Here is a 14,993-nt window from a genome sequence, read left to right on the forward strand (position 1 = left end):
GTGCCTGGCATTTTATATTTCAATGATAACTGGCAGAATCATTGGCTTTCGCTTCGTCTGATTGAAGAGGTACTTGCCGACCGACTTTTTAATTTCACGTTTCATGACATTCCAATGACCGAAATCACCTTCATCTAAATCCTGCATGGTCTTTTTAACTAGCGAGTTAATTTCTTTTAGAAGCTCCTCGGATTCTTTAACATAAACGAAACCGCGGGTTATTGTGTCTGGCCCTTGAATAATCTTCCGATCGGCTTTGCTGATCGTTACCACAATGACAAGCATTCCATCTTCCGACAGCTGTCTGCGGTCCCGCAGTACAACTTCTCCGACGTCCCCAACACTTATTCCGTCCACATAAGTATCTCCTGCTGGGATACTGCGTGTCTGCCGGGCAACTCTGTTTTCAATATCAACAACATCACCATTTTTAATGATGAATGAGTTGCCTTTCTCGACTCCGACTGATTCGGCCAATAAACGGTGATGGTGGAGCATTCTATATTCCCCGTGAATTGGAATAAAATAGGTTGGCTTCATCAGAGTGAGCATAAGCTTCAAGTCTTCCTGATACCCGTGGCCGGAAACATGCATGCCTGTCGAGCTTCCACTTCCGTAAATTACTTTGGCGCCAAGCTGATACAGATTGTCGATGATCTTGGAGACGGCTTTTTCATTACCAGGGATAGGGGAGGCTGCGAAAATAACGGTATCCCCAGGGTATATCGCTGCATCCCGGTAATTGCCTGTTGACAGACGGGCGAGGGCCGCATTAGGCTCTCCCTGACTTCCGGTACAAAGGATAACGACTTTTTCAGGAGCCAATTTATCAATTTCTTGCGCTTGGATAATTAGCCCCTCAGGGACGTCCAAATAACCGCGTTCCATTGCCACTCCTACCACATTTACCATACTTCGGCCCAGCAGCGCGAGCTTCCGATTCGTCTTAATGGCAGTGTCGACAACCTGCTGAACACGGCTGACATTGGACGCAAAGGTAGAGAGTAAGACTTTGCCTTCTGCTCTCATGAAAGCATCTTCCATATGGTCAGCAACCATTTGCTCCGAAGGGGTTAAACCCTTCCGTTCGGCATTGGTGCTTTCAGAAATTAATGCTAAAACACCTTTGTTGCCGATTTCGGCCATTTTATGAATATCGGCTTTTTCGTTATTTGCTGGTGTCATATCAAATTTAAAGTCGCCTGTATGAACAACATTGCCCTCTGGTGTGTGAAAAACGATTCCTAAGCAGTCTGGAATACTATGGCTTACTTTGAAAAAGGAAACGCCAATCTCCCCAAATTCCAGGCTTGATTCCGAATTAATTGTAACAAGCTCCGTCTCCCTTGTAAGACGATGCTCTTTTAATTTTAGTTCAATTAATCCGAGTGTGAAATGGGTCGCATAGATCGGTACATTTAACTTTTTTAAGAAGAAAGGGATAGCACCGATGTGGTCTTCATGCCCATGTGTCAAAATTAAAGCGCGGACTTTATCTCGATTCTCCTCTAAATAAGAAGTATCCGGAATTATTAAATCAACTCCCAGTAAGCTTTCATCTGGAAACTTTCCGCCGCAGTCAATGACTATGATATCGTCCCTGTACTGGATCACATACATATTCTTGCCTATCTCATTAATGCCGCCCAAGGCGAAAATCGACAACGCTTTTACATCGTTATTACTCATTCAGATTACCTCCAAGCTCAAAATAGATGAGGTTAGTATTGACAGAATACTGGGTTTTTATTTAAGCAATAACAGACGTAAGAGGAAGAGCAACATCTTGGCTCTGATAAATTTTTATTTTCTAACTTTCTACATAATAGCAGAGGGAAGGCAGATAATAATTTTTGCTTTTAAAAATGAAAAGGAGTGATTTTCATGCCATTTGGTGCTCATGAAACGATGGAAGTACATGAGGTGCTTTCCGAAAAAATAAATGCTATTAATCATTTCAACCTTTATGCAGCGCAAGCAAAAAATCCCCTTCTTAAGGAGATGATAACTCGTCACCAGCAGGAGGAGCTTAGAACCTATGATGAAATTGTTGCCTATACACATGACTATACACAATTTTCTCCGGTACCGCCGAACACAAATACCCAGGGTGTAAGGCCGCGCCAGATCCAATATGGTGTCCATGACCAGGCAATGTTTGCGCCAGAAGCCAACGCTTCTTTCAATGACTTTGAAATTGCAACAGCTATGCTGCTGGCCCATAAGAATGCTGCAGCAAATGGGGTAAAAGCATGTATGGAATGTGCGGATCCTAATCTTCGCCAAATGATTTTTAACAGTGTTGGCAATTGCGTGAACCAGTCGTATGAAATATTTCTCTTTATGAATGAACAAGGATTGTATCAAGTGCCTGAAATAGAAAATGAAGCGGCTAAAACCTTCCTTCACAGCTACCAGCCAATCAGTGAGAGTCTGAAAGCACAGTATGGAGAACAAGCAGGACAGTTTCAGGGACAAGACCAGCCGCAGATGGGGAACTTACAATATCAACCGGCAACCCAATCAGGCCTTGCCTCCAGTACGTTTACGAACAATCCCTCTTCCCATGTAATAAATGCTGCTGGACAAATGGGTACTTCTAGCCCAATGATGTCTCAGGGACAAATGCAGGCTGGTGCAAATCAGATGATAAATCAGCAGCACACTACTGGTGGACCGAGAATAAATCACTAATATACTAATAACAATGCCGGTACCGTAATGGGCCGGCTTGTTTGTTTTGGTCTAGCTGATCTAATTGAAGATCTGTTGCCTAAATGGAAAAACATTAAAGAATGACATTGTCGTTTTGAGATCAATTTATTATAGAAATCACTTTATCCAGCAAAGAGTGAAAGAGGAAAAAGGGCAGTAGAAACTAAAATATCTTGTACATTTACTAATTTTAATATTTAGAAAAATCCATAAATATCATTGACATTATCTTATATAAAAGCTAAATTTAGGTAGAAGTTGAACAAAAATTCAACTATGAACATTTGTGCATGATGGATAGGGGGGATTCAATGGAAAAAGAACGATTAAGACTATTAATTAAAGTTTGCCAGCTATATTTCCAAGAAGGATTAAATCAACAAAGCATAGCTGCAAGATACGGAATTTCCCGTTCCCAGGTAAGTCGGATGATATCATCAGCCAAGACAGAAGGCTTAGTGGAAATAACAATTCGTAATCCTTTTGGGGACGAGGCAGCTCTTGAGAAGGAACTGGTTAGCAAATTTAATCTTCGGGATGTTATCGTTGTAGATACTTCCGAAGCAGATAATTCACTTGCTGATGTATTGCTGGCTCAGGCTGGTGCCGCGTTCCTTGAAAGCGTTATTAAGGATAACGATATTATCGGGGTTATGGCTGGTAAATCAATTTCCTCTCTCGGAAGGGAAATCAAGGATCCGCAGAAAAAAAATCTTCAGTTCGTACCACTTGTAGGAGGTTGGGGAGCTGCCGGGATAGAGTGGCATGCTAATACAAATGTCTCTCTTTTAGCGAAAAATACAAAAGGGAACTATTGGATGCTTCATGCTCCTGCAGTGGTCAGTACATTGGAAATTAGGAACACTATAGTAAGGGAACCAGAAATCTATAAAGTTATGGCACTTTCCAGTAAGGCCGATGTTGCTGTAATTGGAATTGGCCAAATTTCCGAGGATGCTACATACGCAAAATCATTGAATATGAGTCCAGAAGAAATTGAGGCACTTGCCAAAAAGGGTGCTGTGGGCAGTATTTGTACTTCATTTATTAATGACGAAGGACTTGAGATAAGCACTGAGGTCAAAGAAAGAATGATCGGAATACAGGGAGAAGAACTGAAGAAAATTCCTCAGGTAGTTGGAATTGCGAGAGGAAAGGAAAAAACAGCTGCAATCCACGCAGCGTTAAAAGGTGGCTGGGTGAACGTACTGATTACAGATATGGGAACAGCCCAGGAGTTATTACAAAAAGAATATACTAGGGGGAATTTAACATGAGAAAGTTATTTACGTTAATTGTTACTATGGTGCTTATGGTTTCACTCGCTGCATGTTCACAATCATCAGGAAGTGAAGGAGAAGATTCTAAAAAAATTGCTATTTTAACTCCATACTTATCGTCTGTCACCACGAAGCAAATGGTTGATGAAATTGAAAGCCGTGCCAAAGATAAAGATTGGGGTGTAAATGTAATTGATACAAACGGAGATGTAGGAGCGCTTGCTTCCAGAATGGAAGATGTTATTTCATCCAATGTAGATGCGATCGTCTTGGTTAGCACGGATCCCAATCAAGTAAACTCCCAGATTCAGCAAGCAAAAGAAAAGGGAATTTTGGTTTTTGGCAGCGATGCCAGTTATATAGATGGGATGACATTAAATGCAACAAGTGATAATGCAGAGATGTCTAAAATGATTTCCAGTCATCTAATTGAACAGATAGGTGAAGAAGGGAACCTCATCGTGCTCACACACAGACCGCATCCTGGAGTTTTAAAAAGAACCCAAGTCCTCGATGAAATGCTGAAAGAATATCCTAACATTAATGTAATTACTGAACAGGAAATTAAAGTACCAGGTCCAATTGAAAATGCCCGCCAGCAAATGGAGAATCTTTTATTGGCTAATAAAGCTGACGATTCAATAACTGCAGTTTGGGCTGGCTGGGATGAGCCCGCTATCGGGGCAGCGCAGGCAATTCAGTCGGCTGAAAGAGAAAATATAATCGTCACAGGAATAGACGGTAACAGTCAGGCAGTTGAAATGATTGAGAGTGGGTCTCCGATTAAAGCAACGGTAAAACAGAACTTTATTGGCATGGCAGAAATAGTAGTAGAGCAAATGGAGAAAGCTTTTAATGGAGAAGAAGTTGAGAGCACTGAAATGTATGCACCGGCTGAACTGATTACAGCAGAGTAACCAACCATACAAAGGTGGTATTTGAATGGCATTATTACAGATAGAGCAATTAACCAAACAATTTGGTGTTAATAAAGCACTTGATTCTATTAATCTCGAAATTGGACAAGGTGAGGTTCATTCTCTTGTAGGAGAGAATGGAGCAGGGAAATCAACTCTAATCAAGATGCTGTCAGGCGTCTATCCGCCTACCAGTGGAACGCTCTTTTGGAAAGGAAACGAGGTTTCTTTCGAAAGCCCAAAGGATTCAAAGGATATTGGTATTAATGTAATTCATCAAGATAGACAGCTTGTTTCCTATTTTACAGGTTTAGAAAACTTATATTTAAATAATCCATATCCTAAAAAGAAGATGGGACTTGGTATTGATTGGAAAGCAATGTACAAGGCTGCTCAAAGGCTGCAGGATAAATGGGGGATGGATATCCCCCTGGATATCCCAGTCTCCAAAATGACCCCATCTGAAAGAACTTTGCTGGAAATTTTAAGAGCCATGATGTCCGATTCCAATCTCTTGATTCTGGATGAACCTACAGCTTCACTAACAGATAAAGAATCTGAGCTGCTCTTCTCTTTTATTGAACGTTTGAAAGACCAAGGGGTTGCAATAGTTTACATTTCTCATCGGCTTGAAGAGGTTATCCGCCTATCGGATAGGGTTACCGTTTTAACGGGCGGAAAGTTAATGGCAACGATTGAAAGAAGCCAATTAACCAAGGAAAATCTTATTAGGTATATGACCGGTGGAAAGGAAATTAAGAGCACCAGGCTGCCTAAAATGCAAGAGCACCAGGAAGTTTTATTGCAAGCAAAGGAATTAAGATCAGTTGATGGTTCAATTAAAAATGTAAACTTCGAACTCAGAAAAGGTGAGATTCTCGGAATCTACGGACTGGCAGGTTCCGGAAGAACAGAGTGTATGGAAGCGATTTATGGACTCAGAAAAATTGCTGACGGAGAAATTTATTTTAAAAATGAATTACGCTCTAAACCAACTCCAGGCAGCTCTATTAAACAAGGGATTGTTCTTATCCCGGAAAACAGGCATGAAGATGCGTTGATTATGGATAATACAATAATGGAAAATATGACCCTCCCTATTTTATCTAAGTTGACCAAGAACGGGGTTATGCAAAAAAAGTCAGAATTGAGCTTAGTTCAGAAAGAAATGGCTCGGTTTAAAGTCAAAGCCGTTAACGTAAATCAGCCGGTTTCAGAGCTAAGTGGAGGGAACCAGCAAAAAGTTGTATTTGCCAAAGCACTAATGTCAAATCCATTAGTCTATATTTGCGATGAACCTACTCAAGCCGTGGATATTATGACGAGGGCAGATATTCATTTATTCCTGAAAGAACAGGCTTCAGAGGGGAAAGGGGTTATTTTTGTATCTTCTGATCTCCATGAAATTTTGGAAATAAGTGATCGTATTATTATCTTTAGTGAAGGGGAGACCGTTGCTGAACTAGTAAACGATAACTTGAACCCTAATGACATACTGGACATATGCTATTTGAATCAAAAGGAGGCTGTCCAAGGTTGAATGCCAATGTGGAAACATATAAGAAAACCATTAATTTTAATAAAAATATGATCAGTTCATATGGTACCATTTTTGCGGGTATCGCAATTATTCTTATCTTCAGCTTGTTAAGCCCAGGGTCATTTGCAACTTTAGATAATTTAATAAACATAACAAGGCAAATTTCGTTCCTAGTTATTATTGCTATAGGAGCTACGTTAGTCATGTCAGTTAAAGAATTTGATTTGTCCATAGGAGCAATGGCGAGTCTTGGAGGTGTTGTCGCAGCGAAATCTGCAGCCTCGGGCCTTCCGCTTTTCCTCTGTATCTTGATTCCTGTTATTGCAGGGTTCTTAATAGGGTTAATAAACGGGGCAATTATCACTAGATTTAAAGTGTTATCTTTCGTCACTACCCTTGCAATGGGAACGATCATTGGGGGATTTACATTCTGGTTTACAGGCGGAGCTACTATTTTCGAAAATATTCCCGCTAGTTTTAAGTTTATCGGGCAAACCAACCTTGGCGGTATTCCGCTGTTATCGGTGATTATGTTCCTGATAGTCATTTCATTCTGGTATGTTATGTCCCAAACAGTATTAGGAAGACGTTTTTATGCAATAGGCGGGAACGAAAGAGCTTCACAAGTATCGGGAATTAATATAGGAAAATATAAAAATATAGCATTTGCACTCTCTGGCATGCTTGCTGCGTTAACAGGCGCATTGCTGGCATCAAGGCTGGGGTCCGCTCACCCCACTGGTGGAGACGGATTCTTTCTTAACGCTTATGCAGCAGTGTTTTTAGGGATGACAGTAGTTAGAAGCGGTGTTTCCAATGTTATCGGAACATTATTCGGAGCTGCCATTATCGGCATAATGGCAAATGGGCTTACTATACTGGAAATTCCAACTTTCATGCAGAATGTTATAACTGGGATTATTATTATTGCAGCATTGATTATTCAAAAGTTAGGTCGTGATTCTTAATGGACGTTGCCCAAACCACCTTTCTAAACAAAGTAAAGCTTCACCATGAATCTTTTATTACAGGATATTTTGTTGGAGGGGACCCGTGTGTAGAAGATTCCATACAGTTTATTAAAGAGGCTGCGGACTCGGGGCTGGATGCAATTGAAATCGGAATTCCCAGCAGCAATCCCTATCTTGAGGGCGAGGTCATCAAAAGGGCACATGCTAGAACTTATTCAAGTTTCCATCATGAAAAACAATATCTTGAGTTTTTGGAACGGCTTCGAAATGAAATAGATATTCCAATTTGGATTATGGGCTATTATCATGATTTAATCGAAACGAACTTATATAAAACGCTGGCAGATAGCATGTTAATAGATGGCTTTATTATTCCGGACCTTCCACCTGTTGAAGGGGTTAGAATAAAAGCTGAATTAAAAAATGAAGGGATCATTGTTATCCCTGTAGTTAATAATGGAATGAAAGAAGAAGACTTACAGCTTGCAGTTAAAGATACAAGTATTATTTATTGTCAAATATACCGTGGCAAAACAGGAGAAGATATTACTGATTTTCAAGAACTCCCCGCATTCAATAAAAAGCTGCGTAGTCTTACAGATGCTGTTTTAATGGCTGGTTTTGGGATAAAAAGTTCTGAAACAGCTGAAAAGGTGATCAAGAGCGGGTTCGATGGTATAGTCGTAGGCAGTGAGATTGTTAGGATAGTTGAGAAAAATAATAAAAATATATTAATTGATTTTGTTAGGGAACTATCATTAGTAAAGGAAGGGAGAGATATGTAATTTTGGAATATATCGCAGTATTTGATATTGGCACCACTGCTATAAAAGGGGTATTGGTCGATAGAAATTCAATATTACATGGCGAGATAACTTTCGAGCTCCATACTTTTCATGGCGCAAACGGAGAAGTGGAGCAGGATCCAGCTGAATGGTGGTCAGGTATTCAATCAATCACGAATCAATGGTTTTATAAAGAAGGATTCAAGCCAAGTCAAGTAAAGCTCGTAACTTTTAGCGGTCAAATGGAGGATGTAATTCCATTAAAGCAACAAGAAGGCAGAGCAATTTTATACTCAGACACACGTGCCCAATCCCAGGCTGAAAAGGTTAAGCTTCGTTTACCGGAAATTTCAAGTATAACAGGTAATTCAATAAATCCTTCTACTCCTTTGGCAAAATTACTTTGGCTGAGAGAACATCAGGAAACTAACCTACTGGATGCAGAAAAATATGTCTTTAGCGCAAAAGATTACATTATATATAAGTTAACCGGCTTTGCTGCAAGCGATCCGGTAACTGCTGCTACCACAGGAATGATGAATATTAAGACAAGAGAGTGGGATGAGAGAATCACCGGTTCTTTTGAAGTAAGCAATATCCTCCCAACCTTACATAATCCGGAAGAAGCTGTTGGACCTGTGACAGAGAAGGCTGCGATTTCAACTGGTTTTTATAAGGATACACCAGTTCTATGCGGTTGTGGAGATGCTGGGGCTAGTACCATGGGAGCAGGAGCAGTCAATGAGGGGGATTGTTACCTTTATTTAGGTACGACAGGCTGGGTGGCAGTATCCATGATGGAATCTTCCCCTAAAGAGCATGGGGTATTCACCTTGGCACATCTCCCTGTTGATTTCCACATATCTATAGCACCTTTATTAAACGCAGGTAATGTACATAAATGGGCGATTGATACATTTGTTGATCAAAAAGAAGATCTTGGTTATAGCGAATTTGAAAAGTTAATTCTTGATTCAGCTCCAGGTTCAGGAGGGTTGCTTTTTCTTCCCTACGTGCATGGAGAAAGGTGCCCTATAAATGATCCGGAAGCAAAAGGAGCCTTTTGGGGAATAAACCCGAAAACGACGAAAAGTGACTTTTTAAGATCTGTTTTAGAAGGTCTTAGTTTTTCATTACGGCAAACCCTAGAGCTTCTTTTACAGGATGGGAAAGGTGATATTACCTTAATAGGCGGTGGATCAAAAAGCAAAGCGTGGTGCCAATGCTTAGCTGATGTCTTAGGCATGTCTGTCAAAGTCCCTAAAGATGGTGAATTCCTACCCTCCATTGGAGCTGCCGCGACTGGGTTTGTTCACCTCGGTTGGGTGGATAATTATCAGCAGTTTGCGGATGAGTACATAAACGGCAAAGATAGTGCCGTATATAATCCCAATATCGATGTAAAGGAAACATATAATAGTTTGTATGAAAAGTTCCAAAAAATCTATCCTGGCTTAAAAGGGGTATCTTTATAGATAATACCGGGTTCTCGTCCCCCGGTATTATTTTTTTGTTCAGTGGAATTTTTTGGCTTACTGTGTCCCAATTTGTGTAAACCAGTAATGGCTGTGGTAGTTAAAGATAAGTGAAATAAAATAAGGTTAAGGCTTGGGCGTTGGGGAAGCTACGTTTAAAATGGAATAGATATTAGTTCAACAAGAAAAAACCCCATTTCTAATGAAAAGGGTTTTTACTTATTTATTGCCATATAGGGAAGTTCAATTAAGAAGGTTGTACCGTCCGGGCTGCTAGTTGCTTCCATAATTCCATCATGGTTTTCGACAATTTTTCGAGAGACCGACAAACCTAAGCCTGTGCCCTCGTCTTTGGTTGAAAAAAACGGTTCAAAAATATGAGGCAGAACTGCAGAAGGAATACCATTTCCATTATCGCGAAATTTGAATTGAATATGTGAGTTCACTAGACTTGTACAGATGCTTACTTTTAAAGGTGTATCTCCTTTTGCCTGGAGTGAATTTCGGAATAAATTAATAAAGACCTGCAGCATTTCTTCACGATTACATTGGATAAAGTAATTTCCGATTGCAGGATCAACTTCCACAAAAACCTCAGCATTATGAAGCAGCGATTCACTATTGAGAAATTTGGAAATGTACTCTAAGATAAAAGGTTCTACTTGTATCAACTCAACTTCTCGATAGGAAGGCTTGGAAATGCTGAGAAAGTCAGAAATAATTTTATTTGCACGATCAATTTCTGGTATTAACACTGTGGAAAATAGATGAGAGATCCGTTCATCGACCTCTTTGTTAAGGAATTGCAGGTATCCTCTAACGGTTGTTAGGGGATTTCTGATCTCATGGGCAATCCCTGCAGCGATTCGCCCTGCAAGAGTTTCTTTTTCGGCTTCTTTTATCTTTTCTTCCATTAAAAATCTTTCGGTAATGTCTCTGAATTGACCGAATGCCCCAATCACTTTTTCATCTTCATAGATGGGCTGAACATCAAATAAATAGACAATTTGATCCCCGGCTTTGTTTATAAATTTAAGGTCTTCATTTTCATATTTGGCTTCTTCCTCCAAAACTTTTTGAAAATGTCCTCCAGTCATGGCAAAATCAAAAACACTTTTTCCGATGACAGAATGTCTGCTCTTACCAAAACTTTTGAGGGCATACTCGTTAAACTCAGTTATGATTCCTTTTTCATCAGTTATTACGATTCCATTTTTAGTTCGGCTTAACATGACTTGATTCAAAATATTGAGCTTCCGGTTTTGTTTTCTTAGCAGTAATTCTCTTTCAATTGACTCGACCACCTGAGAAATCATGGTGAGCAAAAGTGGATTTTCAAAGTTGATCGGGGTCATGATACTGATTGTACCCAGTAAGCTATTTTCATCTGTGTAATGAAATGCTGTTCCATAACAAGCGATCTCATGCAGACATTTGTGATAATGGCCTTCGCCTATCAGGCTGATTGGATATCCTTGCTGTAAGGCTAAGCTAATGACATTTGTCCCGTTATCTTCCTGTGTAAAGCGGCTTCCTAACTCGATCCCCAAGCTCTCAACTGCAGATTTTATAGCTTCATCTCCTGCAATATCCAACAAATATCCTTCCTCATCAGATACCACAACCAAAATAGGGGTACCTATCAGGGAATCCAATAACTTATTTGAAAAATAACTAATAACAGATAGGATCTCGCTATATTCCTTCCTTTTTGAATACAAATCCTGACCCGCCAAAAAACTTTTAGGACTAGGAATATCGTTCGGGTCCATTCCGCCCTCCTTACACAATCTCTTTGATTCAGTTATATATAACGGTTCCATAATTTGCATAGTTGTGTCACCTCAGTAGTTTCAGGTGCCTGTCACGCCCCGAGTTTTATTGTTTCACAAAAAATGTTCCACGTAAATTCCTTTTAATCATTATTCAATAGTAAAAACTAGGTAATGTACATTCCTGCAAGATAATAGGAAGAAAAGAAGGGGTGTTTGAGGCAGTTTTTGAAAGGTTGTTGTATGATAAAATTTAACAACTTTTAAAAAAGGAGTTTCCTATGGATCCGAAAATTAAATGGAACAGAAAACATACTGATCGTCTTAATGAAGTGGAGGAGCCGCTCCCGACTGCTAGATTGGAGAGGCTGTCAACCTATCTTAAAGGAGGATCGGCTCTTGATCTAGCTTGCGGTCTTGGCGGGAACAGCCTGTTTTTAGCACGGATGAACTATGAAGTTCAGGCCATCGATATATCAGACGTGGCTGTCAGTTATATCAAGGAGCAGGCAGCAAAACAGGAACTTGCAATTTCTCCTCGTGTAAGTGATCTTACTGACCTGGAACAGCTAACGTTGGAAGCAAGTTCTTTTGATTTGGGTGTCATAACGTATTACCTGGATAGAGCCATTTTTCCTCTCGTAAAAAGCATCATTAAAGAAAGTGGTTATTTCTTCATGGAAACTTTTTATATAGCAACACAGCATGGGAATCAGAAGGTATCCAATAAATATAAGCTGGAATCGAATGAGTTGTTAGCAGAATTTCGAGATTGGAAGATTCTCTTTTATGAAGAAAATGAGCAAGAGGGAAGGCAAACGATCTTTTGCCAGAAAAAGCAGAAAGATGATTTATAGATATTTTTTTAGAGGTTTATGATCTAGACGAGTTGACGATTTGTACGCCTTTTAGTGGAAATCTAGGATTCGTTTTAAATGGATAATTTTTCTCTAATAAAAATAAATTTCCAAAAAGCTAGTTCAGAAGTAGTTGTGCGTGTCAGGAACAAAGAACTGTTTTTTATAGGTTAATCTGTTACGGTCAGAAAAATATTTTTTTAAGAGAATGATATCAATGAATCCTTCGGAAGGAGGTGAAATTGTGAGATTTCGTCATTTTATAATAACAGGCTTACTGGCCGGCACAGCTTTATTTTTCCCTGGTGATGCATTTGCCGAGAAAAACCAGCCTTCTCCTAGACAGGATATAAGCGAAAAAGCGGCAATTGAAGTTCCGCAAAGGGAAGCTAAGAAAATCCCCAAGATTTCTCAAAAACCTGAAAAAGCAACTACTATGGAGGTTCAGAAAGACATTCCTGACAGGAAGCCAACGAAAAAAGAAAATACCAGGAACACTGCTATACCACTAATGGATGGGGCAGAAAAGCCTATAAAGCAAAAAGTACCCAATAAAGATGGCGTTAAAACCAGGAATAATCAAGAGAATAAACTTGCTAAAGCTCAAGCCATAAAAAGCAAAAAAGCGAGTCCTGATACTCAAGAGGAAACGCCTGCCGAAAAGTCTTTACATAATGATAGTACAGGTGAACAACAATCCCGTAAGAGGATGGCAGATAGATTGGAGAAGAAAGAAACAACTGTTGTTTCTATTTCTAATCCGACTAAGAAGCCAGTTTCTGAACCAGCGTCTTTACAAATTAAACCTGTGAAGCCAAAAGCTCAAGAGAAACAACCCTCTAAAAGGAAGAAGTATTCGGGTGATATCATTGTATTCAGCTCCCCGCTTCACCCTAAACCAGCAGGGGCGTCCAAAGACCGGGCGATTCAAGGGCAAAGTGGTACTTTTTCTGATAAGTGGTTCGATTGGAGCAAATATACTCACTTAAAGCTCACTCAGCCGTTTATTTCCAGAGAAAAAATACTGGTAAATCAATGGGTTAATGCTCCACCTTCCCAGCCGCCGAAGAAAGCTCTTTTTTCTAACCATTACTTATTTTAAAAAATAATTGATAGGAAAAAGGAGCGAGTTTTAAAATGAAAAACATCGTTAAAGGGAACACAGTTTTAAAACCATTAGTATTAGCAGGAGTACTTTCAGTAGGAGTTTTGGCCGGTGGACACATCAGTGAGGCTGCAGGCAACAGCAGCCAGCAACTTGAGAAAGCGAAGGTGGAGCAAACTGTTGAGTTTAAAGAAGTTCGCATCAAAACGAACACATCTACTAAAAACCAGCAAAGTGCAAAGCCCGCTGCGAAAACACAGGAAACTACTACTAAAGCTTCAGTAAAAGCAAGTGAAACAGCAAAAGCTAATGCTTCCGCTAATTCTGCTGTCCAAAATAAGACGGAAGCTGAAAAGGTTAAAGCTGTTAAAACTGATAGCGAAGAAGAAAAAGTAAAAAAAGAAAAAATAAATACTTCTGCTGCAAATAAAGCTAATTCAATGGCCAGCGACCACGCAAGCGAAACGGCAAAAGCCAATGCTGTCGCAGACTCCGCAGTCCGTGCCGAAGAGGAGCCTGAAGAATTAGTTATCGAGCTTCCAACAGAAGAAAAAGATGCACTAGAAACAGTTATCCCAACCGTTGATCTAGAAGGAAAAACGGAAGACGAGGATCTAGCTGAAGATGAAGATTCCGAAGAAACTCCAAACCTCGATCCTGAAACAGCAACAAAAGAAGAGGATACTGAAGAGTCTGACGAGGAAGGTTCAGCTGAAGACGAAGAGTCTGAAGATGCTCCAAAGCTTGAAGAAAACGCTGAAGCTAAAAAGGAAGAAGAGGAATCTGAGGAAGAATCCACGGAAACTGTTGAAGAAGATGCAACTGAAGAAGTGGTAGAAGAAGACGCAGAGGAAGTAACTGATGAAGATGTTGAAGGTGAAGAAAAAGTAAATCCTTCCCTTGCAAACAAAGCAAACTCTTCTGCTGGAGAGCATGCTAGTGTGAATGCACAAGAACATGCAGCCTCAAACTCTGCCGTTATTGTTTCTCTAAATGCAGCAGCAGCTGAAGAAGTGGTTGAAGGAGTGACCGAAGAGGTTGCTGTTGAAAAAGCAACTGAAGAATCCACTGAAACTGTTGAAGAAGATGCAACAGAAGAAGTTGTTGTTGAAGAAGACGCAGAGAAAGTAACTGAAGAAGATGCTGAAGTTGAAGAGAAAGTAAATCCTTCCCTTGCAAACAAAGCAAACTCTTCTGCTGGAGAGCATGCTAGTGTTAAAGCACAAGAAAATGCAGCTTCCAACTCTGCCGTAATCGTTTCTCTGAACGCAGAGGTTGCTGAAGAAGTGGTTGAAGAAGTAATCGAAGAGGTTGCTGTTGAAGAAACAACTGAAGAAAGAACTAAAGAGGAAACCGAAGAAGCAACTGAAGAAGTAGTTGAAGAGACAGTCGTGAGCCCTTCTATTTTAAACAAAGCTAATTCACCAGCCAGTGTTAAGGCTAATGAAACAGCTAAGCTACAAGCTGCAGCTATTTCTGCTGTTATAGCATCTGCAATTGAAGTGGCTGTTGAAGAATCCACTAAAGAATCTGCTTCGGTATCGGAAGAAGTAGAAGCAGTGATGGAAGAGTAAAC

Annotated in this window: 12 protein-coding genes; 10 read left to right on the forward strand and 2 right to left on the reverse strand. The window is 40.1% G+C overall.

What is annotated here, in order from left to right:
• Positions 1 to 12: 12 nt before the first annotated feature.
• Positions 13 to 1,689, reverse strand: coding sequence for a ribonuclease J (locus HRJ06_RS01230; protein WP_174727520.1), 1,677 nt, complete (start codon positions 1,687 to 1,689; stop codon positions 13 to 15).
• 195 nt (positions 1,690 to 1,884) lie between these two features.
• Here HRJ06_RS01230 and HRJ06_RS01235 point away from each other — a divergent pair, with 195 nt between their 5' ends.
• From HRJ06_RS01235 to HRJ06_RS01265, 7 genes are all read left to right on the forward strand, one after another.
• On the forward strand, positions 1,885 to 2,694 hold the full coding sequence (locus tag HRJ06_RS01235) for a spore coat protein (protein ID WP_174727523.1): 810 nt from the start codon (positions 1,885 to 1,887) through the stop codon (positions 2,692 to 2,694).
• A 332-nt stretch (positions 2,695 to 3,026) separates the two neighbouring features.
• Complete coding sequence (locus HRJ06_RS01240; RefSeq protein WP_174727526.1) at positions 3,027 to 3,992, forward strand: sugar-binding transcriptional regulator; 966 nt, start codon at positions 3,027 to 3,029, stop codon at positions 3,990 to 3,992.
• Positions 3,989 to 4,912: a sugar ABC transporter substrate-binding protein gene (locus HRJ06_RS01245; protein WP_174727529.1), complete on the forward strand. Its 924-nt coding sequence runs from the start codon at positions 3,989 to 3,991 to the stop codon at positions 4,910 to 4,912. Before HRJ06_RS01240 ends, HRJ06_RS01245 begins: the two co-directional genes overlap by 4 nt.
• 25 nt (positions 4,913 to 4,937) lie before the next feature.
• Positions 4,938 to 6,452 (forward strand): sugar ABC transporter ATP-binding protein, encoded by a 1,515-nt coding sequence (locus tag HRJ06_RS01250; RefSeq protein WP_174727532.1) that lies wholly within the window; start codon positions 4,938 to 4,940, stop codon positions 6,450 to 6,452.
• Positions 6,449 to 7,420 carry an ABC transporter permease gene (locus HRJ06_RS01255; protein WP_242035097.1) on the forward strand — a complete coding sequence of 324 codons (972 nt, stop codon included), beginning with the start codon at positions 6,449 to 6,451 and terminating at the stop codon, positions 7,418 to 7,420. Before HRJ06_RS01250 ends, HRJ06_RS01255 begins: the two co-directional genes overlap by 4 nt.
• On the forward strand, positions 7,420 to 8,208 hold the full coding sequence (trpA, locus tag HRJ06_RS01260) for a tryptophan synthase subunit alpha (protein WP_174727535.1): 789 nt from the start codon (positions 7,420 to 7,422) through the stop codon (positions 8,206 to 8,208). The genes HRJ06_RS01255 and trpA overlap by 1 nt, the downstream gene beginning before the upstream one ends.
• 2 nt (positions 8,209 to 8,210) lie before the next feature.
• Positions 8,211 to 9,683, forward strand: a complete 1,473-nt coding sequence (locus tag HRJ06_RS01265) for a xylulokinase (protein WP_174727537.1) — start codon at positions 8,211 to 8,213, stop codon at positions 9,681 to 9,683.
• 215 nt (positions 9,684 to 9,898) lie between these two features.
• On the opposite strand, the gene HRJ06_RS01270 is transcribed toward HRJ06_RS01265, so the two are convergent.
• Complete coding sequence (locus HRJ06_RS01270; RefSeq protein ID WP_242035098.1) at positions 9,899 to 11,455, reverse strand: ATP-binding protein; 1,557 nt, start codon at positions 11,453 to 11,455, stop codon at positions 9,899 to 9,901.
• 281 nt (positions 11,456 to 11,736) lie between these two features.
• Between HRJ06_RS01270 and HRJ06_RS01275 the strand changes: the two genes are divergently transcribed.
• The 3 genes from HRJ06_RS01275 to HRJ06_RS01285 all read left to right on the forward strand — a co-directional run bounded on the left by HRJ06_RS01275 (position 11,737) and on the right by HRJ06_RS01285 (position 14,991).
• Complete coding sequence (locus HRJ06_RS01275) at positions 11,737 to 12,312, forward strand: class I SAM-dependent methyltransferase (RefSeq protein ID WP_174727543.1); 576 nt, start codon at positions 11,737 to 11,739, stop codon at positions 12,310 to 12,312.
• Positions 12,313 to 12,556: 244 nt separating this feature from the next.
• Positions 12,557 to 13,414 carry a hypothetical protein gene (locus HRJ06_RS01280; RefSeq protein WP_174727546.1) on the forward strand — a complete coding sequence of 286 codons (858 nt, stop codon included), beginning with the start codon at positions 12,557 to 12,559 and terminating at the stop codon, positions 13,412 to 13,414.
• Between the two features lie 35 nt (positions 13,415 to 13,449).
• Positions 13,450 to 14,991: a hypothetical protein gene (locus HRJ06_RS01285; protein ID WP_174727549.1), complete on the forward strand. Its 1,542-nt coding sequence runs from the start codon at positions 13,450 to 13,452 to the stop codon at positions 14,989 to 14,991.
• The last annotated feature ends 2 nt before the right edge of the window (positions 14,992 to 14,993 follow it).

Origin of the sequence: Mesobacillus harenae (assembly GCF_013343715.1) — a bacterium.
GTDB lineage: Bacteria > Bacillota > Bacilli > Bacillales > Cytobacillaceae > Mesobacillus_A > Mesobacillus_A harenae.

Bases quoted from the DNA above. Each gene is read 5' to 3' on its own strand.
- trpA (WP_174727535.1), top strand. From the start codon at position 7,420: ATGGACGTTGCCCAAACCACCTTTCTAAACAAAGTAAAGCTTCACCAT.
- HRJ06_RS01285 (WP_174727549.1), top strand. From the start codon at position 13,450: ATGAAAAACATCGTTAAAGGGAACACAGTTTTAAAACCATTAGTATTA.
- HRJ06_RS01240 (WP_174727526.1), top strand. From the start codon at position 3,027: ATGGAAAAAGAACGATTAAGACTATTAATTAAAGTTTGCCAGCTATAT.
- HRJ06_RS01250 (WP_174727532.1), top strand. From the start codon at position 4,938: ATGGCATTATTACAGATAGAGCAATTAACCAAACAATTTGGTGTTAAT.
- HRJ06_RS01235 (WP_174727523.1), top strand. From the start codon at position 1,885: ATGCCATTTGGTGCTCATGAAACGATGGAAGTACATGAGGTGCTTTCC.
- HRJ06_RS01230 (WP_174727520.1), bottom strand. From the start codon at position 1,689: ATGAGTAATAACGATGTAAAAGCGTTGTCGATTTTCGCCTTGGGCGGC.
- HRJ06_RS01275 (WP_174727543.1), top strand. From the start codon at position 11,737: ATGGATCCGAAAATTAAATGGAACAGAAAACATACTGATCGTCTTAAT.
- HRJ06_RS01270 (WP_242035098.1), bottom strand. From the start codon at position 11,455: ATGGACCCGAACGATATTCCTAGTCCTAAAAGTTTTTTGGCGGGTCAG.
- HRJ06_RS01245 (WP_174727529.1), top strand. From the start codon at position 3,989: ATGAGAAAGTTATTTACGTTAATTGTTACTATGGTGCTTATGGTTTCA.